This is a genomic window from Mycobacterium sp. NGS64 (assembly GCF_059812245.1).
The window spans coordinates 753849-778619 of the sequence record NZ_JCALCI010000001.1 but is presented as its reverse complement, the minus strand read 5'-3'; the positions used below and the strand labels follow the sequence as shown (position 1 = coordinate 778619).

Genomic DNA, 24771 nt, shown 5'->3' with positions numbered 1-24771 from the left:
GATCAGACCCCCGCCGGCGCCGGAGCTTTTTCGCGTTGGTATGCCTCTACCCAGTCGACGATGACCTTGTGCAGGTGGCGCACCAGGATCTCCTGGTCGTTGAGCGGGAACTCGTCGACAACGCCGTACTCCAGTGCGGCCTGCGTTCCGCCGAGCATGCCAGCGTCCTGCAGCGCGAACTCCTTCAGCACCACCGCGGCGACTTCGTGTTCAACGCGTTCCCGGACGGTGCGCGCCGGGTGGAAGTAGGTGTAGGCCTCGAACCGGTGGGTGTTGTACGAAGTCGGCCAGTACCGGTACAGGAGATACCAGCCGCCGTAGATCAATATCTCAGTGTTCGGGAATATCTGGAAGTTGCTGATTCCCCAGGGCTCAATGCCCCCGGGATTGAGGCCGGCCGGGAGCTCGCCGATATCCGGTGTGCGCCACGGGCCGACGAGGCCGCTCTTGGTGGCCCGCTCGATGGGATACATGAACTCCGGCGGCAGCAGCCAACGGCGCCGTCCCGCGGTCGACACCAGCCGGTGCGGGCCGTCGAGTTGGAAATGCCCACAGGTGAATCCGGACTTAGGGTCGCGCACCTCCGCCGGCACCTGTTGTGGGTGCAGCGACGGCACGTGGTAGTACTCCTGGAACGCATCGGCGAAGATTTTCCAGTTGCTGTTGTTGTGCGCCACCCACTCGTAGCGCTCTGTCAACTTGCCGAACGGGTAGTCATCAAGGCCGGTGATCATCGGACCCAAGAACTCGCGCAGGCTTTGACGCGGTTCGGCATCAAAGTTGATGAAGATAAAGCCATTCCACACATCGCAATGCACCGGCCGCAATCCGTGGTCCGCGGCGTCGAGGTCGAAGAACTCTTCCGGCTGCTGCACGAATGTCAGCGCACCGTCGAGGCCGTAGCGCCACCCGTGATACTTGCAGGTGAACTGACGACAGGTCCCGCGTGTCGCTTCACCGGGAAAGTCGTTCCATACCAACTTGTTTCCCCGGTGGCGGCAGACGTTGTAGAAGGCGCGAATGCGATCGTCGCGGCCCCTGACCAGAATCACCGATGTGCGGGCCACCTCGATTTCCTTGGTGACATAGCTGCCTACGCGCGGCAACTCCTCGACGCGGGCAACGTTCAGCCACGCCCGTTTGAACACGGCCTCGCGTTCCAGTTCGAAGAACTCCGGCGATGTCGAGTCTCGAAACGAGATGGGGCCGGTCCCCAGCTCGGGATAGTGCTCCGTCCAGGAGCCCTCCGAGGGCCTTCCGGACCGCGTCATCGTGAACCTCCCTGTGTCACCATGCTTTTAAGACCAACCTCGTCACATCACCGCTCCGCCGTTGACGCCCAGCACCTGACCGGTGATGAAGCCCGCCTCGTCGGAACACAGAAAACCGACCGCCGCGGCGATGTCGGCGCCGGTGCCCAGATGGCCCATCGGGATATTCTTGGCGATCTCCTCGTTGGACTTCACAAATCCCGCCTCCTGCGCCTGGAGCTGCATCGGTGTTTCGATGCCCGACGGCGGGATGTTGTTGACGGTGATTCCGTGCGTTGCGTATTCGCGTGCCAGCGATTTGGTGAGGGTGATGACCGCGCCTTTGGACGCCGCGTAGTGGGCGGCGAACGGCGATCCGCGCTGGGCGCTCGACGACGAGATCATCACGATCCGGCCCCATTTCGCGGCGACCATGTCGGGAACAGCGACTTGGCAGCAGTGAAAGGTGCCCGTCAGGTTGACGTCGATGATCTTGGCCCATGACTCGGCGGTGATCTCGGTGAACGGGGAGTGCCCGAACATGCCCGCACTCGTCACCAGGATCGAGACCGGGCCCAGCTCACTGCGCACCTTGGCGAACGCCTGCTCGACGGCGCCCCGGTCCGTTACGTCGGCGCCGACTCCGATGGCCGTGACACCCGCCGCACGCAAGTCCTCGGTGACGCGTTGCGCGGCTTGCTCATTGATGTCGAGAACTGCGACATGGTGGCCGCGCCGGCCCAGCTCGTGGCACGTCGACTCACCCATGCCGGATGCGCCTCCGGTAACAACGCAGACCTTGTTCACTCGTACACCACCCGCACCGTGGGGCTAGTCGGCAGTGCCTGACAGGTCAGCACCCAGCCCTCCTCCACCTCGTCATCTTCAAGTGCCTCGTTGTTGATCATCCGGGCGCTGCCCTCGACCAAGCGGGCCATACACGTTCCGCAGTTCCCGACTTCGCACGACGACGGTGGGCTTAGACCCGCCATGCGGCCCGTCTGCAGCAACGTGTCGCCAGGACTGTAGGTCACGGTGATAGTGCACCGGTCGAGCTCGATGGTCACCTCTGCTGCGACGACGTCGGCATCGGTCGGGTGCACCGTAGCGCGGGAGTCTTCCATCGTTCGCCACAGTATCAACTACTTGCGATTAATCTCAAGTACTAGAGACATGAATCAGCTCTCGATGTTGTCTTTGAACAACTCGTGGCCGGTGCCCTTTTCGACCACCCTCGCGAGCAGTTCACGCAGGGTTTCCTGCTCCTCGCCGCTGAGTACACCGAAGACCTCCTCGTGCGCGGTCAGGGCGTCCCCCAGCACCCTCGCCACGACGTCGCGTCCTTCGTCGGTGAGATAGGCCTGCAGAATGCGCTTGTGTTGGGGGTCCTGCTTGCGTTCAACCAGGCCGCGGCGCTCGAGCGCGGTGAGAGCCAGTTGAACACCCTGCGGGCTGATCAGCAGACGTCGGGCGAGTTCGGCGCCCGATAGCCCGGGTTCGTTGGAGAGCTGCCGCAGCACACCGATCTGGGCCGTGCTGACACCGTGGCTACTGATCGCGTCGTTCACGCTGGTCAGGGAGAAGTAGAACGCCTGCTTGAGCAACCATAGGAGGTTTTCGGTGAGTTCCATGCCGGTCTCCTTGTCCCGATTCACGCGGCCGGCTCCTTGAAAATCCGGCCATCCTTCATGACGAATGAGACGTCCAGCGTGGTGGCGATGTCCTGAGACGGATCACCGGGTACGGCGATGATGTCGGCGAGGTAACCCGGCGCCAGCCGGCCCAACTCGTGGTCGGCCTCGACGAGTTCGGCCGCCACGACCGTCGCGGCCCGGATCGCTTGCATGGGGGTCATGCCGCGCGCCACCAGCGCGCCCAGCTCCTTGGCGTTCTGGCCGTGCGGGATCGCCGGTGCGTCGGTGCCGCACGCGATCCGCACTCCGGCCGCAATTGCTTTGGGCAGCATCGCCTTTGCGCGGGGAAAGACCTCCTCGGCTTTCTTCCGAAGTTCCGGCGCAATCCGGTCGATCGCCATCGCCTCCGTCAGATAGGTGGTGGAAACCAGGAAGGTGCCGTGGTCGACCATCATCTGGATCGTGTCGTCGGTCGCCAGAAACCCGTGTTCGATGCAGTCGATGCCGGCGCGAATGCACGCTTGGATCGCAGTGTCGCCGACAGCGTGCGCGGCGACCCGCACCCCCGCGCGGTGGGCCTCGTCGGCGATCGCGGCGAACTCCGCATCGGAATACTGCTGGGCGCCCGGAGCGGTGCTGTGCGACATGACGCCCCCCGACGCCGAGACCTTGATCAGCTTGGCGCCGTGGCGAATCTGGTAGCGGACGCAGGCGATGACGTCGGGCACACCGTTGGCGATACCCTCGGCGATGGACAGCGGCATGATCCCGGGCGCCAGCCGCTGAAACACCGTCGGGTCCAGGTGCCCGCCGTAAGGGGTGACGGCATGGCCCGCGGGATAGATGCGGGGGCCGATGTGCCAGCCCTGGTCGATGGCACGCTGCAGCGCGACGTCGAGCAGGTAGCCGCCGGTCTTGACCATGAGCCCGAGGTTGCGCACGGTGGTGAAGCCGGCGTCCAGCGTGGTGCGCGCGTTCACCGCGCCCCGCAGTGTGCGATACGCCGGATCGTCCTGCACGCCGTGCATCGGTGCCGGGAGGCCCTCGGGGCCGCCGGGGCCGCCGATCAGCAGGTTGAGTTCCATGTCCATGAGGCCCGGTAGGAGCGTGACGTCCCCAAGCTCCACCACGGTGGCCGGATCCGGCTGTAACCCTTCGGGATTGACGGCGCTGATGCGCTGCCCGTCGATCACCACAACCGCCGGCGAGCGCACCCGACCGGCGTCGACGTCAGCCCAGCGCGCCGCCCGAAGGACAATCGTCACGGCACCGGCTCGGACACGCAGTCCAGGGTGGAAGCACCGGAATCGGGAACCCGTGGTTGCTTCCAGCACTCCACCGGAAATGACACCATGATCATCGAATACAGCAGGTGCATCAGGTTGAGGACATCGTCCGGCAAGTCATCGAGGGGGAACTTGTCGCAGAAGGCCAGGGCCTCCTCGGCGCGCGGGATGATCGCGTCGTAGAACGTCTTCATCTCGGTCATGGAGCTGGCCAGCCGTTTGGCGTAGCGCTCGGGTTCGGTGGGCAGGCACCACTCCGCAAACGGCTCCAGGTCGGCGAATTCCGTTGGCAGCATGGCGGACACCGCGTTCACACTCCTGCTTTGGTTCGTTGATACTCGTCGATCCAGGCCGCGGTCTCCTTGTGCAGGTGGCGCAACAATATTTCCTGGTCGTTGAGCAGAAACTCGTCGATCGCCCGTGACTCGATCATGCTTTGGGTCGCCTCCAGGGTGTTGGCGTCCTGCAGTCCGTACTCCTTGAACGTCACCGCCGCCAGTTCCTGCGCGACGCGGTCACGCGGGGTGCGTGGCTGCGGGAAATACAACGTCCCCTCGAACACGTGGCTGTTATACGACGTCGGCCAATAGTGGTAGGTCAGATACCAGCCTTGACCCCAGAACAGCATGACGAAGTTGGGAAACAGCTGGAACGAATCCAGGCCCCACGGATCGCATTTCGCGGGATTGAGCCCCGCCGGCATCTCCCCTAGGTCCGGCTTTTCCCAGGGACCGAACAGCCCGCTGCGGCAGATGTCGTCGATGGGCTTGCGCATCTCGTCCGGCATCTCCCAGGCCCGCACCCCCGACGTGCTGACCAGCCTGTGTGGACCTTCCAGGCGGTAGTGCGGGGCCTCGAAGCCGGCCTCGGCGGCCGCCTTGGAGTAGGCGGTCGGCGACTGGTTCGCATGCAGTACGGGCGCGTGGTAGAACTCCTGGAACGCGTCCATGTAGAGCTTCCAGTTCGCCTTCACATGCGATCTGTAGTGCCAACGCGACGTCAGCTTCCCAAACGGGTAGCCCTCTAGGCCCGTCACCATCGGCCCCAGAAACTCGCGCAACGACTGTGCGGGCTCCTGCGCGAAGTTGATGAATATGAAGCCTTCCCAGACGTCGCAGTGCACGGGCACCAGCCCGTAGCGGCTCTTGTCGAGGTTGAAAAACTCCTCCTCCTGTTGCACGAACGTCAGGTTGCCATCCAGGTCGTAGCGCCAGGCGTGGTACTTGCAGGTGAATTGGCGGCACACGCCGCTGGTCTCCTCCAGCGGCATGTCGTTCCAGACCAGCTTGTTGCCGCGGTGCCGGCAGATGTTGTGGAAGGCGTTGACCTCTCCAGAAGCGTTGCGCACCAGAACGACCGACGTGTTGGCTACCTTGAGCTCCTTGGTGAAGTAGCTGCCCTTACGCGGAAGCTGTTCCACCCGGCCGACATTCAGCCACGCGCGTTTGAATATCGCCGCCCGCTCCAATTCGTAGATCTCCGGGCTGATGGAGTCTTCGTAGGACACCGGCTCGGTGCCCAGTTCCGGGTAATGCTGGGTCCAGCTGCCCTCCGGGGGCTTGGGGAAGCGAGCCACAACCTCTCCTATCTGTAGGAGTCCGTCGGGCCGACGGTATATGCTGATCACCCGAATCGCAAGTAGTTGATACTCGGCAGACGAAGGGGCACAAGGTGCGGTCGCAGGCCAAGCTCATCGAAGTCATCTCACCCCACACCGAGCAGACAATCGCCGAAGTCCCTGCCGCGACACCCGCCGACGTCGACGAAGCCGTCAACGCAGCGCGCACCGCCTTTGACACGGGAGCCTGGGCCGCGAGCAGGCCCTCGGATCGCATCGCCGCGGTCCGCCGGCTCGCCGACGTCTACGACCAACGGCGCACCGAGATGGCCGAGACGATCACTGCCGAAATCGGCGCGCCCATCACCTTCGCCCAGCGCGCGCAGGTCGGTTTGCCCGCCATGATGATCCGCGCGTTCTGCGACCTGGCCGAGCGCAATCAATGGCAAGAGAGCCGCGCCGGCTTTTTCGGCGCCGATGTAGTGGTCCAGAAGCAACCGGTCGGCGTAGTCGCAGCGATTGTCCCGTGGAACATGCCGCAATTTCTGATCATTACGAAGCTGGTGCCCGCGCTGCTGGCCGGGTGCGCGGTGGTACTCAAGCCCGCACCCGAATCACCTTTGGATGCACTGCTTTTAGCGGAGATGATCGAACAAGCGGGTCTGCCGCAAGGCTTGGTCAGCGTGGTACCCGGCGACGCCGCGGTTGGTGAACGCCTCGTCGCGCACGCGAAAGTAGACAAGGTGTCGTTCACCGGATCCACGACCGCGGGGCGGGCGGTCGCCGCCGCATGCGCCTCCAACCTCACCAGGGTCAGCCTCGAACTAGGCGGGAAATCCGCCGCCATCGTGCTCGACGACGCCGAACCTCACAAGGTGGCCGCCGGCATCCGGTCGGCCAGCCTGTCCAACAGCGGCCAGATCTGCAACGCGCTGACCCGAGTGCTCGTACCCACACACCGCCACGACGAGTACGTCGACGCGCTCGCAACCGAGATGGCCAACCTGATTGTTGGCGACCCAAACGATCCCGCCACCCAACTCGGCCCCCTGGTCTCGCAACGTCAACAAAGACGTGTCATCGACTACATCCAGGTGGGTGAACGAGAAGGCGCCCGGCTCGTCGTCGGGGGCACCGGCATGCCCAACGGCCTCACACGCGGGTGGTACGTCCAACCCACCCTCTTCGCCGGCGCCGACAACGCGATGCGCATCGCGCGCGAAGAGATATTCGGGCCGGTGATCACCGTCATCCCCTATCGCGATGAGGACGATGCGGTGGCCATCGCCAACGACTCCGATTATGGCCTCGCCGGTTCGGTGTGGACCGCAGATACCGTGCGAGCCTTGGCGATAGCCGGGCGCATCCGCACCGGCACCTTCGGAATCAATGCGGGCTACACCATGGATCCCTTTGCGCCGTTCGGCGGCGTCAAAGCGAGCGGTTACGGTCGCGAACTGGGCCCGGAAGGCCTCGACAGCTACCTGGACACCAAGTCCATCGCGGTCTTGCCGGGCGGATGACCACGTACCAGCGGCTCCTCGACGAGCAACCATCTATGCAGTCCTAGGATCCTTGCCATGCCCGACATCCATGCCCTGGTCACGGGGCGGTCCTTCTTGGAGGGTCCGCGTTGGCACGATGGGGCGCTATACGTCTCGGACATGCACGGTGACGCCGTGCTGCGCGTCGGGGAGGACGGTGAAGTTCGCACCGTGGTCGAGCTGGAGCAGCCGTCGGGGCTGGGCTGGCTCCCTGACGGCTCGATGTTGATCACTTCGATGGCACGTCGCCACGTGATGCGCTTCAACGGTTCGGATCTCGCCGTCCACGCAGACTTGAGCCCATTCGCATCACACGAAATCAACGACATGTGCGTCGACCGCCACGGCCATGCATTCGTTGGCCAGTTCGGTTACAACTACGCGGCAGGCGACGAGCCGGTGGCGGCCGCCCTGTTGCGTGTCGACCCGGACGGCTCGGCTCGCGAAGTGGCCGACGATCTCCAATTCGCCAATGGCATGGTGATCACGGCCGACGGGTCGACGCTGTTGGTGGCGGAGAGTTTCGGACGTCGCATCACCGGATTCGACCTGGCGGACGACGGCTCGCTCGACAACCGCCGAGTGTGGGCCGCGCTCGAGGATTTTCCCGACGGCATCGCCATCGATGAAGACGATGGCGTCTGGGTGGCCAGCCCGGCGTTTGACCGGTTCGTCCGCGTGATTGCCGGTGGCGCAGTGACGGCAACCATCGGCACGCCAGGTCGCCACGCGATCGCTTGCGAATTGGGCGGTGCCGACGGGCGCACGCTGTTCATGCTCACGGCCACCACCCTTGGCCAGCGTGCCGAGTCGCAGGCCGCCATGGGCGCTGCCATCGAGACGGCGCGCGTCTAGAAGGAGCCCTGCCGTCCGACCACGAATCTCCCTGTACGGGAACGGATTAGCACTGGCGTAGTCAGACTGCCGTGGTGCCGCCGTCGACCATCAACTCCATACCATTGACATAGCTCGAGTCGTCTGAGGCGAGAAACAGTGCGACCGATGCAATCTCCTCGGGGCTGCCCATCTTTCCCCGCGGGATCATTGCCTCAAACTGCGCCTTGGTCTCCTCGTCGAACAACTGTTCCTGTATCGGCGTGGCGACCTGGCCCGGCGTCAGCACGTTGACCCGAATCCTTCTGTCTTTCAACTCGTTCAACCAGACGCGGGCGTAGGCATGCAGCACGGCCTTGCTCGCCGCGTACACACTAAAGTGAGGAAAACCCTTCACCGAAGCGATCGAACCGGTCATGAAGATCGAGCCGCCGTCGTTAAAAAGCGGCAATGCCTTCTGCACCGTGAAGAGCGTGCCGCGCGCGTTCAGCCCGAAAGTCGCGTCGAAATGCTGCTCCGTGATCTCGCCGAGCTTGCCCTCCTCGCCCATACCCGCACTCACCCACAACACGTCGACGGCGCCCTTTTCCCGCCTGACCGCGTCGAACAACCGGTCCAGATCGTCCAGGTCGGCCGAATCCGCTTGCACCCCTGTCACATTCCGGCCGATCAGCTCGACGGCTTCATCCAGCGCTTCCTTCCGCCGGCCCGAGATGAAGACGTGAGCTCCTTCTTCAACGAACAACTTGGCACCGGCCAGTGCCATCCCGCTTGATCCGCCCGTGATCACCGCTACCTTGCCGTCAAGCTTTCCCATCATCACCCCATCGATCGATTACCTGGCTGGCGAAGTCGAGCATCTCGCCAAGGGTGGAAAACATTGCGAAGGCATCCACGATTCCCTCATCAGCCCCCGACCGGGCGAGGCGGTCGAGCCTCAGCGCAACCGAGTCAACGGACGTGCCTGGTTCGAGATTGATCCGCATGGCCGTCTTCAGCGCGTCAGGATCGCGGCCGGCGTCCTTCGCCGCACGGCGCGCAATCGACCACAGGTGGTCGGTGACCTCGTCCTGCAGCCCCTCGACCCCGAGCCAGCCGACGCCGCTGCGGCCGACCCGGCGCATCGCGGCCTCGCTGGCACCTCCGACCCAGATGGGCGGACCGCCGGGCTGGACCGGGCGGAGGTCGGCATGGACCGGCGGCAGCGAGAAGAACTCGCTCTCCCAGGACACCGGGGTCGTCGTCCACCACTCGTGCAGGAACGCCAGCACGTCATCGAGCATCCGCCCGCGCCGGCGCCAGTCCGCGCTCCGGGCGATGTCGTGTTCGTCCTTCATCCACCCGATTCCCACGCCAACATCAAGGCGGCCATCGCTGAGCACGTCGAGCGTGGTCAGCAGCCGGGCCAAATGCACCGGCTCGTAGTAGAACGTGCTGAGCGTGCTGGCGTTCAGCCGCACCCGGCTGGTCGCCGTCGCAGCGACGGTCCACAGCAGCACCGGATCGAGGTAACGGGTCATCTGCGGCGGGTATGGCTGTTCCTTGCCCGGATAGGTGCTGTGCATATCGACCGGCGTGACGAATCGATCGCCGACCCACAGCGTGTCGTAGCCAAGGTCCTCGAGCCCGCGGCAGAACGCGCTCAGACCAGTGGCGCTGCTGATAGCGGGCCCGACTATGGGGAGTGCGAAACCGAGCTTCATAGCGAATCCTTTCGGTGATCCATCAACCATTCTTGGGGCGTACGGCGCCCCGGTTGGTTCACGGCTTAGCTAGGAACCGCGGCGCCGAGGGCGAAGTCGAAGTTCCCCACCCCGTGACGCGCGAGACCCATCACGACCAGGCCCGTTCCCTCCAGCCAGTGCGCCATGCCCAATCCGCCGACGTCCAGCGGACGCAGCTCGAGGCTCTCGATGAACTCCGCCACGCTCGCCTTGGCGCGCGCATCGTCGCCGGCCATGAAGACGTCGAGCGGGCGTCCCTGAGCCAGGACCACGCCGAAGACGGTGTTGAATGCCTTCACCACGCTGGCGCTGGCCGGGGCCGCCTTGGCAACTTCCTGCGCGATCGAGGTGTCCTCGGGGATGGCCAGCCCGTCGGCCGCGGCGTTGAACGGGTTGCTGATTTCGACGATGACCTTGCCCGCGAGGGCGTCTCCATATTGGGCCACGACCGGAACGACATTGGCGTACAACAGGGCAACGACGACGATGTCCCCAGTCGGGACGGCGCCGAACTCTCCCGTCGTGGCGCTGCCGCCGAGAGCCTTGGCCAGGTCAGCGGCCTTGGCCGGATCGCGGCCGATGACCTCGACGCTGTTGCCACCCGCTACCGCCAGCGCGCCGATGGCGCGGGCCATGTTCCCGGTGCCGATGATGCTGATGCTGCTCATGAGGTGCCTGTCTCCTAGTTGACGGCCGGAAAGGTTGACGTCTCAACCTTAACAAGCTTTGTTGATGCGTCAACCAATTGGTACGATGGACTCCGATGGAACCGAACTGGCTGACCCCGCGTGAAGACCGCGCCTGGCGGGCCTTCCAGCACGCGCATCACCAGCTCGCCGTGCACCTGAACCGGGGCCTGCAGCAAGCGGGCCTCTCCGCGGCCGACTACCAGATCCTGGCGGTGCTCTCGGAGCACGACGGGGACCGCATGCCCGCGCACGACCTGTGCAACACACTGGGCTGGGAGAAGAGCCGAGTCTCCCACCAGGTGCGGCGCATGCAGGAGGACGGGCTGATCTGCCGCGAGCCCAACCCCGACGACGCCCGCAGCACCATGGTCCGCCTCCTGCCGGCCGGCCGCGCCGCCATCGAGAAAGCGGCGCCCCGGCACGTGGAGGACGTCCGCCGCAAATTCATCGATCTGCTTTCCCCGGCGGAGCTCGACATGCTCGCCGCCCTCAACGAACGCGTCCTCCATCACTTGGCCAACGACGAAGACTCCGCCGAAGACGAGCGCTCACAGCCTTAATCAGCCGTGAGGCCTTGACCTTCACGCCGGCCGTGAGTTACAGCCCTCAGGACGACAACCCTTGGCCCCCAAGCCATAGCGGGGGCTCCTGGTCGTTGTACATGCTCTTGGGCCGCCATCGCTGTCTGCGCAGCAGACGACCGGCGTGGTGCTCGGCAACGTCCTTCAGGTACTCGACGTCGTCGCTGGTCCACGGATGCTGGCCGGTCCCGTCCAACCACCACCTCGGTTGGCCGTCCTGCTCATACCGGGTTATCCGGTAGCGCCAGGCGACGTGCCTACCCTTGGCGTCAATCTCCCAATCCAGCAGTCGCGGGCGGAGGGCCTCGGGCGTCGACTCGAGAGATTCCCAGGGGTGGGTTATGCGGATCTCGACGAACTCGCCACCCATGAATCAACACTAATCGAATTGATCGAGGCCGCATCGGATCAAATTCGACTCGACTGGTGTTGAAGACCTTGACCGTGTCCTGTGACCCGGCGCTGGTGCAACGACGAAGGCGCAGCTAGCAGGTTGCGCTGATGTTTAGGTTGGAATCATGAGCGACCTGCAGTCCCAATTTTCGGCCCTGAAGCGAACCGCCGATCCGGACATCGCAGACGCTGTCGCGCGGCTGATCGAGGACGGCGAAGATCATGAGCTCAATCGAATCAACGCCCTGGACTTTTCCGAGCGCACCGGCTTCGACGAAGAGAAGGTGATTTCCGGCTTCCTACATGCCTCGCGGCTTGGCCTGTTCGATCTCACCTGGAATGTGCTTTGTCCCGGTTGCAGCGGCGTGCTGGACGCGCATGACACGCTGAAATCGCTGCGTGAAGACGACTATCGCTGCGGATTATGCGCGTGCGGCTATGAGCCTTCCGTCGACGAGCAGGTCGAGGTGGCGTTTACGGTCAGCCCCAAGGTCAGGCGGATTGGCGCACACGATCCCAACACGCTCCCGCTATGGGACTACTACAGGCAGGTGTTCTGGAGCTCGGGCATCGATCTCGGCGAGGATTCTTTTGCCTCGCTGTCCGGGGAAGCGACGTTGGATGCGATGGAGCTGGCCGCCGGCGAAAAGGCTGTGCTGTCGTTGGAGCTTCCGCCCCAATTCATCATCGTTTTCGAGCCGGTGACGCATTCCGCACATTTCATCGACGTCCAGGGCGAGCCGACCGAGGAAACTCAGCAGCTCGGGCTGACCTTCAACAAGGCGCATCCGCCGACCGAGTCGATCACCTTGCGACCGGGTCCGTTGCGGCTCGCGCTCGACAATCGGTGCAGCGTGCGGACACTGCCCACCGTCTTTGTCGCGGACGCGCTCCACGATGTGCTGGCCAAGCGCAGGCCGTTCCTCACCGCCAAGCGGATGCTGTCGAACCAGACGTTTCGCGATGTGTTCAAGGCTGACAACCTCACCATCGATCAGCGCCTCAAAATCACCTCGCTGACCTTTTTGTTCACCGACCTCAAGGGTTCGACCGCGCTTTATGAGCGGGTCGGCGACCTCGCCGCTTTTGACTTGGTGCGCGCGCATTTTCACGCGCTTCTGGAAATCATCGCGGCCGAAAAGGGCGCCGTTGTCAAGACCATCGGGGACGCCGTGATGGCGACCTTTATCCAGCCGGACCACGCGCTCGCCGCGGCCTTGCGGATGCGGGCCGCGATGGAAAAGCTCAATGCCGAACGCGGCAGGACCGACCTGATCGTGAAGATCGGCATCCATGAGGGGCCGTGTCTTGCGGTGATGCTGAACGAGCGGCAGGACTATTTCGGCCAGACCGTCAACATCGCGGCGCGGGTGCAGAGCCTGTCGACGGCGCAGGAGATCCACATCACCGGTCCGGTGATCGACGCGCCCGGCGTCGCCGCCATCCTGGAGAAGGAGTCGATCCGACCGGTTCGGAAGGAGGCCGCCCTGCGCGGCATCGCCGACAAGATGGTTGTGTACGAGATTCCGTAGCCCGCGTTCAAGAGCCGCGTCCCTCATCCGCGCTAAGCCATTAACTCGGGCCGGTGAACCGCAAAAACCGATTTGATATCGACTACTGCCGGCTACTTCTGTTCACAAAAGTCGAATACTTAACATCACGCGATGCAGGACTTTTCGGCAAGTGTGTGTCTCCAGCGATCACGCGCTATTCCCCGTCGTGACGTATTGCGCTACGCCGCCGCTATGTCTGTATTGCCAGGGTTGTATGCGGCATCGGCAGTTGTCACCGCCCGTGCGGCGGTTGGCACCACCCCCACATTGATCGACTTCGCCATGCGCCAGATTCCAGCGCAGCAGATTCGAGCCGCCGGCCACTCCGGGGTCATCAACTACGTCTCGCTGTCGCGTCCCGGCTCGTCCATGGGCGCCAAGCCGATCACCCGGTCCTACGCCGAGCAGCTGACCGCTGCTGGGCTGATGATCGTCAGCAATTACCAATACGGAAAGCCAGGCGGGACGGCACCGTCGGACTTCAGGCGCGGGTTCGAGGGCGGCGTCGACGATGCTCGCACCGCCTGGAAGCTGCACACCGCGGCGGGTGGCGGTCAGAGCGCCCCGATCTTCTTCAGCGTCGACGAGGACATAAACCACGACACCTGGAACAACTTGGCACTTAAGTGGTTTCGCGGAATCAATTCCGTACTGGGAGTGCAGCGCACCGGCGTCTACGGCGGTATCGATGTGTGCCGATGGGCCGCCGCCGACGGCGTAATTGGAAATTCGCGCACCCCCGGTCACCGGTGGGCCTGGCAGACCCGGTCCTGGTCCCGCGGCCAGGTCGAGCCGACCGCGGTCCTCTACCAACGCGTGGTGAGTACGGCGTCGAATCCTGGCCCAGTCGTCGGAGGACTCGAAGTCGACGTCAACGACGTCCTTGCCGAAGACTGCGGTCAGTGGAACCTGCATCCCTGAGCTTGGTGCTTTGTAGGCGATCGTCAACGAGCCTTGACTGACGATATGGTCGTATGTGACGATTTCGTCATCCGACGGGTAAAGCCGCCAACGCGCCGTGCAAGCAACCGATTGTCGAAGCGCACCGCGGCGCGGTGGGCGCAGCACCCTCGTGCTGTCCGTGCCCGCGGGCGGGCATCGAACTCAACAATTAAGGCATTCTGTGGCACACCGACCTCGCGACATCCCGTCGTACTGGCCTGACGTCTACAGCACTTCGGCCATCCTCGACCCTTACCCCCACTACCGGACTCTGCGGCGCCTTGGCCCCCTCGTCTGGCTACCCTGCCGCCGCATGGTCGCTCTCCCCCGCTACGCCGAATGCAAAGCCACCCTGCGCGCCGACGACTCGTACCTCTCCGGACACGGTGTCGCCGCCAACGCTGCTGCCAACTGGTTGTCCCGCGGCACCACGCTCAACAGCGATGGGGCCGACCACGACCGGCGTCGCAAGCTCGTTGCCCACCGCCTGATGCCCAGGGCGCTGCGTGGAGTCACTACCTCCTTGGAAGACGCGGCGGGCGCCATCGTCGACGTCGCGCTCACCAGAGGCCGGGTCGACGGTGTCGCCGATCTAGCGACCGCACTGCCGCTGGCAGTGGTTCCGGATCTGGTCGGCTGGCCGCAGGACCAACGCGAGCACCTGATTCCTTGGGCCGCAGCAACCTTCGACTTCCTTGGCCCGCTTAACCATCAGGCGATCCGAGCCATTCCGCGCAGCATGCAGATGCTGCGCTTCGCGCGGGCTGTCGTGCGTGACCGAAACGTCCTGCCCGGCAGCATGGCTCACGAACTCTTGACCGCCGTCGATGAAGGCAATCTGTCGTTCGAAGACGTGCCGCCGCTGATCATTGACTACATTGCGCCGTCCTTGGATACCACCATCAGCGCGATCTCCAGCGCGATCTACCTATTCGCGACCCACCCGGATCAGTGGGAATTGCTCAGAGCAGAACCAGAATTGCTGTCGAACGCGATCAACGAGGTGGTGCGGTACGAATCGCCGGTGCGGGCGTTCACGCGGAAGACCGCCCGCAATACCTCAATAGCCGGAACGAACATCCCTGCCGGATCCCGATTACTTGTGCTCTATGCCTCGGCCAACCGGGACGAACGCGAATGGGAGAACTCGGAAGTGTTCGACATCCGCCGCGACGCCGGACGGCACATCGGGTTCGGCAACGGCGCTCATGCCTGCGCCGGCCAGGGTCTGGCCAGGATGGAGACCGCCGCCATCCTCTCCGCGATGCTCGAACGCGTCAAGCGCATCGAGGTCGACGGCACTCCAAAGTGGGCAGTCAACAACGTGATTCGCCGCCTCGAACGGCTGCCGGTCACGCTGATTCCGGCGTGACCTCCCGGGACTACGCGGTGCTAGATGACGGGATTGCGTGCTACTGAGAACCGTTCGAGCTGCATAGGCGGTCCGCCCGCGGGCGGCGGTGGTACCACGCTGGCCACCCCGTCCACCACAGCCATGACGGTCGAGGTTTGCCGGTTGAAGCTCAGTGTGCCGTGCTGAAAGTTCTGCACGATCCACTCCGGCTCGTGAATCTCGGCGCTGGTCGGCAGGCCCAGCGGGCCGCGCTCGTAGCCCAGCGTGGCCCAGGCCTCGTAGATCCTGCCGGTGAGCGGCTGAGCCCCGGTGGCCGGTGACCAATAGATCGCGCCCTTGGCGAAGACCACGTAGCGGATCGAATCACCGATGGGTGCTTCGGGTGACGTCGGTGCGCCGAGCCCGCCGGTCATGCCGCCCGTCGCCTGCCAACGGTCGTAGATCGCACCGCCGTTCAGCGACTCCGCAACATCTTGCGGGCTGGGCGGTTGCTTGTACCGGGCCGCGATGTCGCGGATCCTTTCCATGAACGCATACCCGGCGTTGCCGGGGCAGGCGGTTTCGCCGACGTCACGATGGGCGAAGATGCTCGGTAAGGTCGCCGTGGCACCTCTCGGGAAGCGCGTGTTAGGGCCGCCGGCGGAAGTCAGGGCGACGGTGTCCTTGGGATCCACCGTGTCCATCGCGAGCCGCCATCCCAGCAGCTGGCCGACCGCCCGCACTTGTTCGGGTGTGGGCGGCGCCTGGCTGAGATCGCCGATCATGCATACCGCCCAGGTGTCGGTGTTGAATCCGCCGGTGTGGACGCCCAGGACGGGTTTGGCGATGCCGCCGAACCGGCCTTCGAAGACCTGGCCGTACTTGTCGACCAACGCGTTGTAGCCGATGTCGCCCCAACCTTCAGTCAACGCGTGGTACTCGTAGATCGAGCGCACGATGGCCGCCGAGTCTGTCGGCGCGTAGTCGTTGCCGGTCGCGGAGTGGTGCACGACCCCGGCACGAATTCCATTGCCCCAGATAGGCCCTCCGCGCCGTAACGACTCATTGGCGCCCCACCCGGCGCGGGTGATGATGTTGATCGGCTGGCCTGGCGCCATTGCCGCTGACGACAAGTAAGGGTCCGCGGGTGCGCGCGCCGGGCCCGCGAGCACGTCCGTGGCGATCCCCAAACCGAGGACAACCGGCGCGGCCGCAGCGCATTTCAGCACATTGCGCCGGGAGGCCCGCGGTTGCGATCCACAGCTGCAGCGATGTTGCACGGCGACACGGTAACCCGCGTCCGGTCGAACAAAGTTTTGCCGCGCCGTTACCGAAACGAATGAATTACGTGCCCATTTCGAGCTGCGAAGCAGCCACACATCCCGTGGAGGCCGCCACCGCGGGACCAAACCGGTATCTCACGCGCTCACCGACCGCCAAGGCCCTCAACGTTTTCGACGGTGACAACGCAAGTTTGCAGTCTTATGCGGACCAGCCTCGTCCATCCATCCGCAGCCGCGGCTCCTGGCCGTTGTACATTCTGCTGTCTGCGCACTCGACGTCGTCGCTGGACCATGGGTGCCGGCCGGTCCCGTCCAGCCACCACCTGGGTCGGCCGTCCTGTTCGTAGCGTGGTTACGCGACCGAGGCGCCGCAAACGGTTCGCCCGACAAAAACCGCTGGCGCGACCCAAAACAAGAACCCGGCCGGTGACCGGGCTCATCTCACCTATGGCTCAATTCATCACATTGGTGGAGCTAAGGGGACTCGAACCCCTGACCCCCACACTGCCAGTGTGGTGCGCTACCAGCTGCGCCATAGCCCCAAGAAGTTGTGCCCATCGAAGCTACACCACTGTCATCCAGCGTTCAAAGTCGCTGGTCAGGCAGGCTCGAGCGCCGTCCGCGTTTCCGGTGCCGGCACCCAGGCAACGGCGGCGACCAAAAGAACAATCCCACTGATGCCGAACGCCCAGCCGTAGCTGAGCCGCTCGGCGACCCAGCCGACCACTATCGAGCCGACGATCGCGCCCAGATCCGACGCCATCTGAACCGCGGCCACCGGAGTGCCCGCACGCGCCTCCCTGCCAAGGATGTCGGCGACGGCGGCCTGCATAGGTGACATGAAGATGCCCGTCGTCACGCCGGACACAAACCCCACGACCATGAACGCGGGCAGCGACGTCGCGACGCCCAGCCCGGCCGTTGCCACACCGGACGCCGCCAGGCCGACGATCAACAACGTGCGCCGTCCCATCCGGTCCGATAAATAGCCGCTGGGAATGACGGCCACCGCGTTGCCGGCCGCGAACGCCGCGAGCACCACACCGATGACACCGACGCTGCGGCCCATGACGTCGGAAATGAACAGCGGGACCAGCGCGACGCGGAGCCCGAACGCCGACCAGCCCATCGCGAAATTGGACAACAGCGCCGACCGATACGCACGGAACCCCAACGCCTCTCGGATCGTCACCGTCGATGGTGTCGGCGGCAGGGGCGCGGCCAGCGCGGAATTGCGCAAGCCGTAAAACAGCACCACGGCCACACCCAGCATCGCGGCGCCGTAGACGATGAACGGAGCCGTCAGCCCCCAGCCCGCCGTCAGGGCGCCGACCGCCGGTCCGCCGACCGCGCCGATCATGAACGAGCTGGTGAAAATGCCCGCGATGCGCCCGCGCACGTCGGGCGGGCTGATGTGGATCATCAGCGCCAAGGCCGAGACGTAGAACAGCGTCGACCCCAAGCCGCTGAGCGCGCGGAAAAACAGGAGTTGCCAGTACGCCTGGGAGAACGCGCACGCGGCGGTGGCCAGCCCCACGATCAGCAAACCACCGATGTAGATCCGCCGTTCACCCAACCGTTGTGCCAACAGTCCGCTTATCGGTGCGAAACACAGTCGGGTCAACGAGAAGACGGTGACCAAGAAGGTCACCGCTTCGATGCTGACCCCGAATGTACGGGCGAAGGCGGGCATCGCCGGCGAGATGACGCCGTAGCCCAGTGCCACCATGATGTTGGCCCAGCTGAGGATCCAAACTTCGCGCGGCAGCCGTGCAGAACGAGGACCACGCCCCCCCGAGCGGGCAAGGCGGAGGGAAAGGGTCACCCGATGACTTTATTCACCACCTCGCGCGCGGCTTCCTGCACCTCCGCCAAATGCTCGGATCCGTTGAACGATTCCGCGTAAATTTTGTAGACGTCTTCGGTTCCCGACGGCCGCGCAGCAAACCATGCATTGGCGGTCGTGACCTTGAGCCCGCCCAGTGGTGCGCCGTTGCCGGGGGCGCTGGTCAGTTTGCCGGTGATCGGCTCCCCGGCCAATTCGGTGGCGGTCACCTGCTCGGGCGAGAGCTTGGAAAGCCGCGCCTTCTGGTCCCGGTCGGCGGGCGCGTCGACGCGCGCGTAGAACGGGGTGCCGTACTCGGCCGTCAGCTCCCGGTAGCGCTGCGAGGGGCTCAAACCGGTCACGGCCAGGATCTCGGAGGCGAGCAGCGCCAGGATGATGCCGTCCTTGTCGGTGGTCCACACCGAGCCGTCGCGCCGCAGGAACGACGCCCCCGCCGACTCCTCGCCGCCGAAGCCGATGGTGCCTCCGATGAGCCCGTCGACGAACCACTTGAACCCGACCGGCACCTCGACGAGCTTGCGCCCGATGCCGGCGACCACCCGGTCGATGATCGACGAGCTGACCGCGGTCTTCCCGACCGCGATGCCGTCCGGCCAGGACGGCCGGTGGGTATAGAGGTAGTCGATGGCCACCGCCAGATAGTGATTCGGATTCAGCAGCCCCTCGTCGGGCGTGACGATCCCGTGGCGGTCGGAGTCGGCGTCGTTACCGGTGGCGATCTGGTAGCGGTCTCGGTTGGCTATCAATGACGCCATCGCGTCCGGCGAGCTGCAGTCCATCCGGATCTTGCCGTCGTGGTCGAGGGTCATGAACCGCCACGTCGCGTCGACCAATGGGTTGACGACGGTCAGGTCCAGGCCGTGCCGCTGCGCGATCTCGCCCCAGTAGTCCACGCTGGCGCCGCCGAGCGGGTCGGCGCCGATGCGCACCCCGGCCTCGCGGATGGCGGCGACGTCGACCACGTTGGGCAGGTCGTCGACGTAGGTGCCCAGGTAGTCGTAGCGCTCGACGCTTTCCAGCGCGCGGGCCAGCGGGACCCGCCGCACGCCCGATCCGGTGCGCAGAATTTCGTTGGCGCGCTTGGCGATTGCGTTGGTCGCGTCGGTGTCGGCGGGGCCCCCGTTGGGCGGGTTGTACTTGAAACCGCCGTCGGGCGGCGGGTTGTGCGACGGCGTGACGACGATCCCGTCGGCCAGGCCTTCGGCGCGGCCGCGGTTGTAGGTCAGGATGGCGTGGCTGACCGCCGGCGTCGGCGTGTAGCGGTCGCGGGAGTCGATCATCGCGACGACGTCGTTGGCGGCCAGCACCTCCAGCGCCGACACCCACGCCGGCTCCGAGAGGCCATGGGTGTCGCGGCCGATGAACAACGGTCCGGTCGTGCCGTGCGCCGCACGGTACTCGACGATGGCCTGGGTGATGGCCAGGATGTGGGCCTCGTTGAACGCCCCATTGAGCGCCGACCCGCGGTGCCCCGACGTCCCGAACACCACCTGTTGGGCCACGTCGTCCGGGTCGGGCTCGATCGAGTAATACGAGGTGACCAGGTGCGGCAGGTCGACGAGGTCTTCGGGCTGGGCCGGCTGACCGGCGCGCGGGTGGGCCATGGTTACCAATTCTGCGCGCTGCCGCGGTCGCATGTCCCTCTATGCTGCGAAGCGTTCACCCGCCGGAAAGGAACCGAACGCGTGGCACGACCCGACTATCGCGAACTGGCCGCGGTTTTCGTCGGCGGAGCGATCGGCGCCCTGGCCCGGGCGGGACTGAGCACCGTCCTCGTCCGCGACACGGATCAGTGGCCGTGGCCGACGTTCATCGTCAACATCGTCGGCGCGGCCCTGGTCGGTTACTTCACCACCCGACTGCTGGAGCGGTTACCGGTGTCGAGTTACCGGCGCCCGCTGCTGGGCACCGGATTCTGCGGCGGCTTAACGACTTTCTCGACGATGCAGGTCGAGACGGTCAGGATGATCGAGCACGGACACTGGGCCATGGCCGCGACCTACACCGTCAGCAGCATCATCTTGGGATTCGTGGCCGTCTACCTGGCGACCGCCCTCGTCCGGCGGGTGAGAGTGCGCCAATGACGACCGTGTTGGTCTGGTCCGGCGTCGCGCTCGTCGGGGGCGTCGGATCGGTGCTGCGGTTCGTGATCGACCGCGCGGTGGCGCGCCGGGTGGCCCGGTCGTTTCCGTTCGGGACGTTGGCGGTCAACGTCAGCGGCGCCTTCCTGTTGGGTTTGCTTGGTGGCCTGGCGCTGAGCAAGGATGCGGCGCTGGTCGTGGGGACCGGGTTCGTCGGCGCCTACACCACCTTTTCCACCTGGATGCTGGAAACGCATCGCCTCGGTGAGGAACGCCAGACGTTAACGGCGCTCGCCAACGTCGTCGTCAGCGTCGCCCTGGGCATCGCCGCGGTGGTACTCGGGCAATGGGTGGCGTCGCGGTTTTGAAGCCGGCGCTCAGGCCTCGCGGAGCTTGGGCACGTCGTCGGGGGTACGGGGCAGCGCATACAGCGCCATTCGCCGGTTCGACATGTCGTGCTCGCCCAGGAACACGCAACCGGCGCGCTCGCAGAATCGCCGCGCGGTCTTGTTCCGGTAATCGGGATCGAACATGATGCGGCGACACCGTGGGTCCTGGCCGAGCACGCTCGCCACGAAGTACGGCAGTATGTAGCCGGCGATACCACGATTCACGAACTCTTCGTCGGCGATGGCGGCGTGTATCCCCAAGTCGTAGGGGTCGGCCTCGTACCGGGTGGCGATGGAATCCTTTGCGGCCCGGTACAACTCGATGTAGGCGTGGTCTTGCCCATCCTGGCTGGCCAAAAACGGTCGGGAATAGCTGCCAGCGAGTTGCGCGCCGAGGTATCGGTGCCAGCGCTGGGGCGGCCAGGCGTATTCCCATGATTCGGCGAGGGCGGGCCGGTTCATCCACTCCGAGATCATCTCGGCGTCGGCGTCCGGGTCGGCAAGCCGGAAAGCATATGGTGCGGGAACGTCGGCGGTGCCGGGCGGCGGCGGCACTCGACGCACCTCTTCGCTGATGTCGGTCAGTTCCCGCGGCAAGATCACTTCGGGTTCGCTCATATCAAACGCGCAGCCTACCCAAGCGCCTCCGCCCACTTGTCGGCCAGCGCGGAAACCCAGCCGGCAGCGGCCTCGGGGCGGTCGGGCGGCGCCGCCACGAGCACCAGTTCGTCGACGCCCGCCTCACCGAGCGCGCCGATGTCGCGGACACTTGGATCCCGCAGCGCCACGGACACCCGCAGCTCGGCGCGGTCGCGGCCCTCGTCGGCACAGAGCCGCTCCAGCCTGTCGATGCGTTCGCGCACCGCGGCCGGCCCGTCGAGGTTGAACCCGTACCAGCCGTCGCCCCAGGCGGCCACCCGCCGCAGCGCGGCATCGCTGTTGCCGCCGAGCACAACTGGGATGCGGCGCTCACGCAACGGCTTTGGGTTGACCCGGATCGCATCGAAGCGGACGAACGTCCCGCCGAAGGAGGCGACGTCGTCGCGCCACAACGTGCGCATCGCCGCCACGTATTCGGCGGTGCGGGCCGCCCGCTGCTCGAAAGGCACACCGAGAGCGGCGAATTCCTCCCTCGCCCATCCGACGCCCACCCCCAGCGTCAGCCGCCCGCCGCTCAGCCGGTCCAGGCTGGCGGTCTGCTTGGCCACCACGACCGGGTTGTGTTCGGGGAGCAGGAGCACGCCCGTCGCCAGGCCGATCCGGGACGACGCAGCGGCGGCGAAGCTCAGTGTGATCATCGGGTCGAGCCAATCCGCTTGCGCGGGAACGGCTATGACGCCGTCGTCGGAATAGGGGTAGCGGGACGCGGGCCGATCCACCATGACGACGTGTTCGCCGGCCCAGAGCGTGGCAAAGCCGCAACTGTCCGCGGCCGATGCGACGGCGTCGATCACCGCGCGATCGGCGCCGGCCCCGATTCCCAGCGCGTGCAATCCCAACCGCATTTCAATTGCCTTTGAGGAGCTTCGCCAGCACCGCCGCGTGACTGCCGTCCACTTCGCGGGCGGCGGTCACCAGGGTCACGACGCCGCGCTTGGCCAGCTTTCGCAGCTCCGCCAGCGCCGGGCTGTCGTGCAACTCGTCGGTGTAGCGCGCCGCGAATTCGTCGAACCGTTCCAGGTCATGGTGGTACCACTCGCGCAGCTCCTTCGACGGCGCGACGTCCTTGCACCAGATGCCCACCCGCGGGTCGTCCTTCCGCATCCCGCGCGGCCAGATGCGGTCGACCAGCACCCGCTGCCCGTCGTTCGGATCGGTTTCGTCATATACGCGCGCCACACGAATGCGGCTTTTGGCGCCCACGGGGTCAGGTTAGCGATCTTGTCGGTGGCCTCGGTATAATCGAACGTATGTTCGAACCAAACGCCGACGAGGCCGCTCTTATCGAGAGGATCGCCGAGTTGGAGCGCGAAAAGTCGGCGGCCGCCGCGGGTCAGGCGCGGTTGGCCGCGGCCCTGGATGCGTTGCGACGCTCGAACGAGGCCGCCGCCGGGGTGCCGGCCGCGCAGCGCGGACGGGGTGTGGCCAGCGAGATTGCGCTGGCGCGACGCGATTCCCCCGCCCGGGGCGGCCGGCATCTGGGATTCGCGAAGGCGCTCGTGTACGAGATGCCGCATACGCTGGCCGCGTTGGAATGCGGGGCGCTGTCGGAGTGGCGGGCCACCCTGATCGTGCGCGAAAGCGCCTGCCTGGACGTCGAGGATCGCCGCACGCTGGACGCCGAGTTGTGCGCCGACCCGGAAAAGCTGAACGGCGTGGGCGACGCGCGGCTGGCCGCGGCCGCCAAGGCGATCGCCTATCGCCTGGACCCGCATGCCGTCGTCGAGCGAGCGGCCAAGGCCGAGAACGAGCGAACGGTCACCATTAGACCGGCGCCGGACACGATGACCTACGTGACCGCGCTGCTGCCGGTGACCCAGGGAGTCTCGGTGTACGCGGCGCTGCGCCGTGAGGCGGACACCCGCTGCGACGGGCGCTCACGCGGCCAAGTCATGGCGGACACCCTGGTGGAACGGGTCACCGGACGCGACGCGGCAATCCCTACCCCGATCGCGGTCAACCTGGTCCTCACGGACGCAACGCTGCTGGGCGGTGACCGTGCGCCGGCCGACCTCGGCGGCTACGGCCCGATTCCGGCGGCGGTTGCCCGGGCCATGGTCGCCGGCGCGCTGGCGGACCGGCGCTCCCGGGCGACGCTGCGCAGGCTCTACGCGCATCCGCGTTCGGGGGCGCTGGTCGCGATGGAGTCGCGGGCGCGCCTGTTCCCGCGCGGCCTGGCAACCTTCGTCGAGATGCGCGATCAACGTTGTCGCACTCCTTATTGCGACGCGCCGATCCGGCACCGCGACCACGCCCGGCCATGGGCCGCGGGCGGCCCCACCACCGCGGACAACGGTCTGGGGTCCTGCGCGCAGTGCAACTACGCCAAGGAGGCCGCGGGCTGGCGAGTCAGCACCAGCACGGACGAAAACCACACGCACACAGCCGAGTTCACCACGCCGACGGGGCAGACGTACCGGTCGACGGCCCCACCTCGGGCTCCCACGATTGAAGTCAGCGACATCGAATTACGAATCGGCGTCGCCATTGCCCGACACGCCGCTTAGTCCCTCGAGGTCGATGACTTCGCCGCGGTTGATGCTGACCCAATCGCGCCCATCGAGATACGGGCGCAGGCTTCGGCCGATGAGATCGAGATCGGCCGGCGCCTTGGGTCGCTGCAGTTCGTAGACATGCGGCAACTCGGCCATCCCGGTGACGACGTTCCACAGGGTCAGCGCGGGAGGCCCGGTCGGTGGATCCACCAACACGGGTCCAAACAGGCACTGGCCCAACAGAAAAAGCGTGGGCACGCCGAACCCGCCCGCGTCGAGGACGCGCTGATGTTCCTCGCGAATCTCGTCGTGGGTGGTGGGGTCGTCCAGCGCCTCGTCCAAAATCGCCGCGTCGACGCCGATGTCGCCCAGCAGTTTTCGCGCCACCGCCGGATCGTGCGGCTTGCCGCCCAGGGTATGCAGCTCGCGCCCGATCGAGCCGTACCACCGGTCCAGCAACGACATGTCCGTCCGCCGCAGCAGCGCCCCGATCCGCATCAGCGACCAGCCGTAGGACCACTCCCGTTCCCACGGGTGCTTTTGGCCCTCCGACCGATTGACCTCCTCGAGGCTGAAGAACCGCCAGTTGACGGTCATGCCGAGCTGCTCACGAACGTCGCGGATCCACAACGACGTCTGGTAGGCGAACGGGCACATGGGGTCGAAGTGAAAGTCCACCGTGGCGCTCATCGGGCC

Annotated in this window: 25 protein-coding genes, 1 tRNA gene and 2 pseudogenes; 9 read left to right on the top strand and 19 right to left on the bottom strand. The window is 65.6% G+C overall.

Annotation, left to right across the window (positions count from 1 at the left end; all coding sequences use genetic code 11):
* Window positions 1–2 precede the first annotated feature (2 nt).
* The 7 genes and pseudogenes from AC5Y4S_RS03880 to AC5Y4S_RS03850 all read right to left on the bottom strand — a co-directional run bounded on the left by AC5Y4S_RS03880 (window position 3) and on the right by AC5Y4S_RS03850 (window position 5746).
* Window positions 3–1271, bottom strand: coding sequence for an aromatic ring-hydroxylating oxygenase subunit alpha (locus tag AC5Y4S_RS03880; RefSeq protein ID WP_500029994.1), 1269 nt, complete (start codon window positions 1269–1271; stop codon window positions 3–5).
* Window positions 1272–1313: 42 nt separating this feature from the next.
* A complete protein-coding gene (locus AC5Y4S_RS03875; RefSeq protein WP_500029992.1) occupies window positions 1314–2057 on the bottom strand; it encodes an SDR family NAD(P)-dependent oxidoreductase in 744 nt (247 codons plus the stop codon).
* Window positions 2054–2326, bottom strand: a pseudogene (locus tag AC5Y4S_RS03870) (2Fe-2S iron-sulfur cluster-binding protein); the annotation flags it as partial. The pseudogene AC5Y4S_RS03870 and the gene AC5Y4S_RS03875, both read right to left, overlap by 4 nt.
* A 102-nt stretch (window positions 2327–2428) precedes the next feature.
* A complete protein-coding gene (locus AC5Y4S_RS03865) occupies window positions 2429–2881 on the bottom strand; it encodes a MarR family winged helix-turn-helix transcriptional regulator (RefSeq protein ID WP_067149243.1) in 453 nt (150 codons plus the stop codon).
* A gap of 20 nt (window positions 2882–2901) precedes the next feature.
* Complete coding sequence (locus AC5Y4S_RS03860) at window positions 2902–4149, bottom strand: metal-dependent hydrolase family protein (protein WP_500029989.1); 1248 nt, start codon at window positions 4147–4149, stop codon at window positions 2902–2904.
* Complete coding sequence (locus AC5Y4S_RS03855) at window positions 4146–4484, bottom strand: hypothetical protein (protein ID WP_500029986.1); 339 nt, start codon at window positions 4482–4484, stop codon at window positions 4146–4148. Before AC5Y4S_RS03855 ends, AC5Y4S_RS03860 begins: the two co-directional genes overlap by 4 nt.
* The gene (locus AC5Y4S_RS03850; RefSeq protein WP_500029983.1) at window positions 4481–5746 is read right to left on the bottom strand and encodes an aromatic ring-hydroxylating oxygenase subunit alpha; all 1266 of its coding nucleotides are present in this window, start codon (window positions 5744–5746) and stop codon (window positions 4481–4483) included. The genes AC5Y4S_RS03855 and AC5Y4S_RS03850 overlap by 4 nt, the downstream gene beginning before the upstream one ends.
* Window positions 5747–5841: 95 nt before the next feature.
* Between AC5Y4S_RS03850 and AC5Y4S_RS03845 the strand changes: the two genes are divergently transcribed.
* Window positions 5842–7251 (top strand): aldehyde dehydrogenase, encoded by a 1410-nt coding sequence (locus AC5Y4S_RS03845; protein WP_500029980.1) that lies wholly within the window; start codon window positions 5842–5844, stop codon window positions 7249–7251.
* A gap of 57 nt (window positions 7252–7308) precedes the next feature.
* The gene (locus AC5Y4S_RS03840) at window positions 7309–8127 is read left to right on the top strand and encodes an SMP-30/gluconolactonase/LRE family protein (RefSeq protein ID WP_500029979.1); all 819 of its coding nucleotides are present in this window, start codon (window positions 7309–7311) and stop codon (window positions 8125–8127) included.
* 61 nt (window positions 8128–8188) lie between these two features.
* On the opposite strand, the gene AC5Y4S_RS03835 is transcribed toward AC5Y4S_RS03840, so the two are convergent.
* From AC5Y4S_RS03835 to AC5Y4S_RS03825, 3 genes are all read right to left on the bottom strand, one after another.
* The gene (locus AC5Y4S_RS03835; protein WP_500029978.1) at window positions 8189–8923 is read right to left on the bottom strand and encodes an SDR family NAD(P)-dependent oxidoreductase; all 735 of its coding nucleotides are present in this window, start codon (window positions 8921–8923) and stop codon (window positions 8189–8191) included.
* Window positions 8910–9809 carry a TIGR03619 family F420-dependent LLM class oxidoreductase gene (locus tag AC5Y4S_RS03830; protein WP_500029977.1) on the bottom strand — a complete coding sequence of 300 codons (900 nt, stop codon included), beginning with the start codon at window positions 9807–9809 and terminating at the stop codon, window positions 8910–8912. Before AC5Y4S_RS03830 ends, AC5Y4S_RS03835 begins: the two co-directional genes overlap by 14 nt.
* 65 nt (window positions 9810–9874) lie before the next feature.
* Window positions 9875–10498: an NADPH-dependent F420 reductase gene (locus tag AC5Y4S_RS03825; protein ID WP_500029976.1), complete on the bottom strand. Its 624-nt coding sequence runs from the start codon at window positions 10496–10498 to the stop codon at window positions 9875–9877.
* Window positions 10499–10593: 95 nt separating this feature from the next.
* Here AC5Y4S_RS03825 and AC5Y4S_RS03820 point away from each other — a divergent pair, with 95 nt between their 5' ends.
* Window positions 10594–11079: a MarR family winged helix-turn-helix transcriptional regulator gene (locus AC5Y4S_RS03820; RefSeq protein ID WP_500029975.1), complete on the top strand. Its 486-nt coding sequence runs from the start codon at window positions 10594–10596 to the stop codon at window positions 11077–11079.
* Window positions 11080–11125: 46 nt separating this feature from the next.
* Here the strand turns inward: AC5Y4S_RS03820 and AC5Y4S_RS03815 are convergent, their stop codons facing one another.
* On the bottom strand, window positions 11126–11470 hold the full coding sequence (locus AC5Y4S_RS03815; RefSeq protein WP_500029974.1) for a hypothetical protein: 345 nt from the start codon (window positions 11468–11470) through the stop codon (window positions 11126–11128).
* A gap of 148 nt (window positions 11471–11618) precedes the next feature.
* On the opposite strand from AC5Y4S_RS03815, the gene AC5Y4S_RS03810 reads away from it, so the two are divergent.
* From AC5Y4S_RS03810 to AC5Y4S_RS03800, 3 genes are all read left to right on the top strand, one after another.
* Window positions 11619–13025 carry an adenylate/guanylate cyclase domain-containing protein gene (locus AC5Y4S_RS03810; protein WP_500029973.1) on the top strand — a complete coding sequence of 469 codons (1407 nt, stop codon included), beginning with the start codon at window positions 11619–11621 and terminating at the stop codon, window positions 13023–13025.
* 132 nt (window positions 13026–13157) lie between these two features.
* Complete coding sequence (locus AC5Y4S_RS03805) at window positions 13158–13967, top strand: DUF1906 domain-containing protein (RefSeq protein ID WP_500029972.1); 810 nt, start codon at window positions 13158–13160, stop codon at window positions 13965–13967.
* A gap of 334 nt (window positions 13968–14301) precedes the next feature.
* Window positions 14302–15360 carry a cytochrome P450 gene (locus AC5Y4S_RS03800; RefSeq protein WP_500029971.1) on the top strand — a complete coding sequence of 353 codons (1059 nt, stop codon included), beginning with the start codon at window positions 14302–14304 and terminating at the stop codon, window positions 15358–15360.
* A gap of 20 nt (window positions 15361–15380) precedes the next feature.
* Here the strand turns inward: AC5Y4S_RS03800 and AC5Y4S_RS03795 are convergent.
* From AC5Y4S_RS03795 to pgm, 4 genes and pseudogenes are all read right to left on the bottom strand, one after another.
* Window positions 15381–16493: pseudogene (locus AC5Y4S_RS03795) on the bottom strand (N-acetylmuramoyl-L-alanine amidase); the annotation flags it as partial.
* Between the two features lie 577 nt (window positions 16494–17070).
* A tRNA-Ala gene (locus tag AC5Y4S_RS03790) sits at window positions 17071–17146 on the bottom strand.
* 56 nt (window positions 17147–17202) lie between these two features.
* Entirely contained in the window at window positions 17203–18354 is a 1152-nt protein-coding gene (locus tag AC5Y4S_RS03785) for an MFS transporter (protein WP_500032124.1), read from the bottom strand.
* Window positions 18355–18425: 71 nt separating this feature from the next.
* A complete protein-coding gene (gene pgm, locus AC5Y4S_RS03780) occupies window positions 18426–20054 on the bottom strand; it encodes a phosphoglucomutase (alpha-D-glucose-1,6-bisphosphate-dependent) (RefSeq protein WP_500029970.1) in 1629 nt (542 codons plus the stop codon).
* An 81-nt stretch (window positions 20055–20135) separates the two neighbouring features.
* Here pgm and crcB (AC5Y4S_RS03775) point away from each other — a divergent pair, with 81 nt between their 5' ends.
* Window positions 20136–20534, top strand: coding sequence for a fluoride efflux transporter CrcB (gene crcB / locus AC5Y4S_RS03775; RefSeq protein ID WP_500029967.1), 399 nt, complete (start codon window positions 20136–20138; stop codon window positions 20532–20534).
* Window positions 20531–20899 (top strand): fluoride efflux transporter CrcB, encoded by a 369-nt coding sequence (gene crcB, locus AC5Y4S_RS03770; protein WP_500029965.1) that lies wholly within the window; start codon window positions 20531–20533, stop codon window positions 20897–20899. The genes crcB (AC5Y4S_RS03775) and crcB (AC5Y4S_RS03770) overlap by 4 nt, the downstream gene beginning before the upstream one ends.
* Window positions 20900–20908: 9 nt before the next feature.
* On the opposite strand, the gene AC5Y4S_RS03765 is transcribed toward crcB (AC5Y4S_RS03770), so the two are convergent.
* Genes AC5Y4S_RS03765 through AC5Y4S_RS03755 form a run of 3 tightly spaced genes read right to left on the bottom strand, consistent with a single transcriptional unit; the run spans window position 20909 to window position 22783 of the window.
* Window positions 20909–21538: a GNAT family N-acetyltransferase gene (locus tag AC5Y4S_RS03765; protein ID WP_500029962.1), complete on the bottom strand. Its 630-nt coding sequence runs from the start codon at window positions 21536–21538 to the stop codon at window positions 20909–20911.
* Between the two features lie 14 nt (window positions 21539–21552).
* Window positions 21553–22425 (bottom strand): LLM class F420-dependent oxidoreductase, encoded by an 873-nt coding sequence (locus tag AC5Y4S_RS03760; RefSeq protein ID WP_500029960.1) that lies wholly within the window; start codon window positions 22423–22425, stop codon window positions 21553–21555.
* A gap of 1 nt (window position 22426) precedes the next feature.
* Window positions 22427–22783: a DUF488 domain-containing protein gene (locus AC5Y4S_RS03755; RefSeq protein WP_500029958.1), complete on the bottom strand. Its 357-nt coding sequence runs from the start codon at window positions 22781–22783 to the stop codon at window positions 22427–22429.
* A gap of 47 nt (window positions 22784–22830) precedes the next feature.
* On the opposite strand from AC5Y4S_RS03755, the gene AC5Y4S_RS03750 reads away from it, so the two are divergent.
* Window positions 22831–24087 carry an HNH endonuclease signature motif containing protein gene (locus AC5Y4S_RS03750; RefSeq protein WP_500029956.1) on the top strand — a complete coding sequence of 419 codons (1257 nt, stop codon included), beginning with the start codon at window positions 22831–22833 and terminating at the stop codon, window positions 24085–24087.
* Here the strand turns inward: AC5Y4S_RS03750 and AC5Y4S_RS03745 are convergent.
* Entirely contained in the window at window positions 24049–24765 is a 717-nt protein-coding gene (locus tag AC5Y4S_RS03745) for a mycothiol-dependent nitroreductase Rv2466c family protein (protein ID WP_500029954.1), read from the bottom strand. The two genes, AC5Y4S_RS03750 and AC5Y4S_RS03745, sit on opposite strands and share 39 nt — an antisense overlap.
* Between the last annotated feature and the right edge of the window lie 6 nt (window positions 24766–24771).

Bases quoted from the DNA above. Each gene is read 5' to 3' on its own strand.
- AC5Y4S_RS03820 (WP_500029975.1), top strand. From the start codon at position 10,594: ATGGAACCGAACTGGCTGACCCCGCGTGAAGACCGCGCCTGGCGGGCC.
- AC5Y4S_RS03810 (WP_500029973.1), top strand. From the start codon at position 11,619: ATGAGCGACCTGCAGTCCCAATTTTCGGCCCTGAAGCGAACCGCCGAT.
- AC5Y4S_RS03830 (WP_500029977.1), bottom strand. From the start codon at position 9,809: ATGAAGCTCGGTTTCGCACTCCCCATAGTCGGGCCCGCTATCAGCAGC.
- AC5Y4S_RS03815 (WP_500029974.1), bottom strand. From the start codon at position 11,470: ATGGGTGGCGAGTTCGTCGAGATCCGCATAACCCACCCCTGGGAATCT.
- AC5Y4S_RS03825 (WP_500029976.1), bottom strand. From the start codon at position 10,498: ATGAGCAGCATCAGCATCATCGGCACCGGGAACATGGCCCGCGCCATC.
- AC5Y4S_RS03765 (WP_500029962.1), bottom strand. From the start codon at position 21,538: ATGAGCGAACCCGAAGTGATCTTGCCGCGGGAACTGACCGACATCAGC.
- crcB (WP_500029965.1), top strand. From the start codon at position 20,531: ATGACGACCGTGTTGGTCTGGTCCGGCGTCGCGCTCGTCGGGGGCGTC.
- AC5Y4S_RS03840 (WP_500029979.1), top strand. From the start codon at position 7,309: ATGCCCGACATCCATGCCCTGGTCACGGGGCGGTCCTTCTTGGAGGGT.
- pgm (WP_500029970.1), bottom strand. From the start codon at position 20,054: ATGGCCCACCCGCGCGCCGGTCAGCCGGCCCAGCCCGAAGACCTCGTC.
- AC5Y4S_RS03750 (WP_500029956.1), top strand. From the start codon at position 22,831: ATGTTCGAACCAAACGCCGACGAGGCCGCTCTTATCGAGAGGATCGCC.
- AC5Y4S_RS03865 (WP_067149243.1), bottom strand. From the start codon at position 2,881: ATGGAACTCACCGAAAACCTCCTATGGTTGCTCAAGCAGGCGTTCTAC.
- AC5Y4S_RS03800 (WP_500029971.1), top strand. From the start codon at position 14,302: ATGGTCGCTCTCCCCCGCTACGCCGAATGCAAAGCCACCCTGCGCGCC.
- AC5Y4S_RS03880 (WP_500029994.1), bottom strand. From the start codon at position 1,271: ATGACGCGGTCCGGAAGGCCCTCGGAGGGCTCCTGGACGGAGCACTAT.
- AC5Y4S_RS03835 (WP_500029978.1), bottom strand. From the start codon at position 8,923: ATGGGAAAGCTTGACGGCAAGGTAGCGGTGATCACGGGCGGATCAAGC.
- AC5Y4S_RS03805 (WP_500029972.1), top strand. From the start codon at position 13,158: ATGCAGGACTTTTCGGCAAGTGTGTGTCTCCAGCGATCACGCGCTATT.
- AC5Y4S_RS03745 (WP_500029954.1), bottom strand. From the start codon at position 24,765: ATGAGCGCCACGGTGGACTTTCACTTCGACCCCATGTGCCCGTTCGCC.
- AC5Y4S_RS03760 (WP_500029960.1), bottom strand. From the start codon at position 22,425: ATGCGGTTGGGATTGCACGCGCTGGGAATCGGGGCCGGCGCCGATCGC.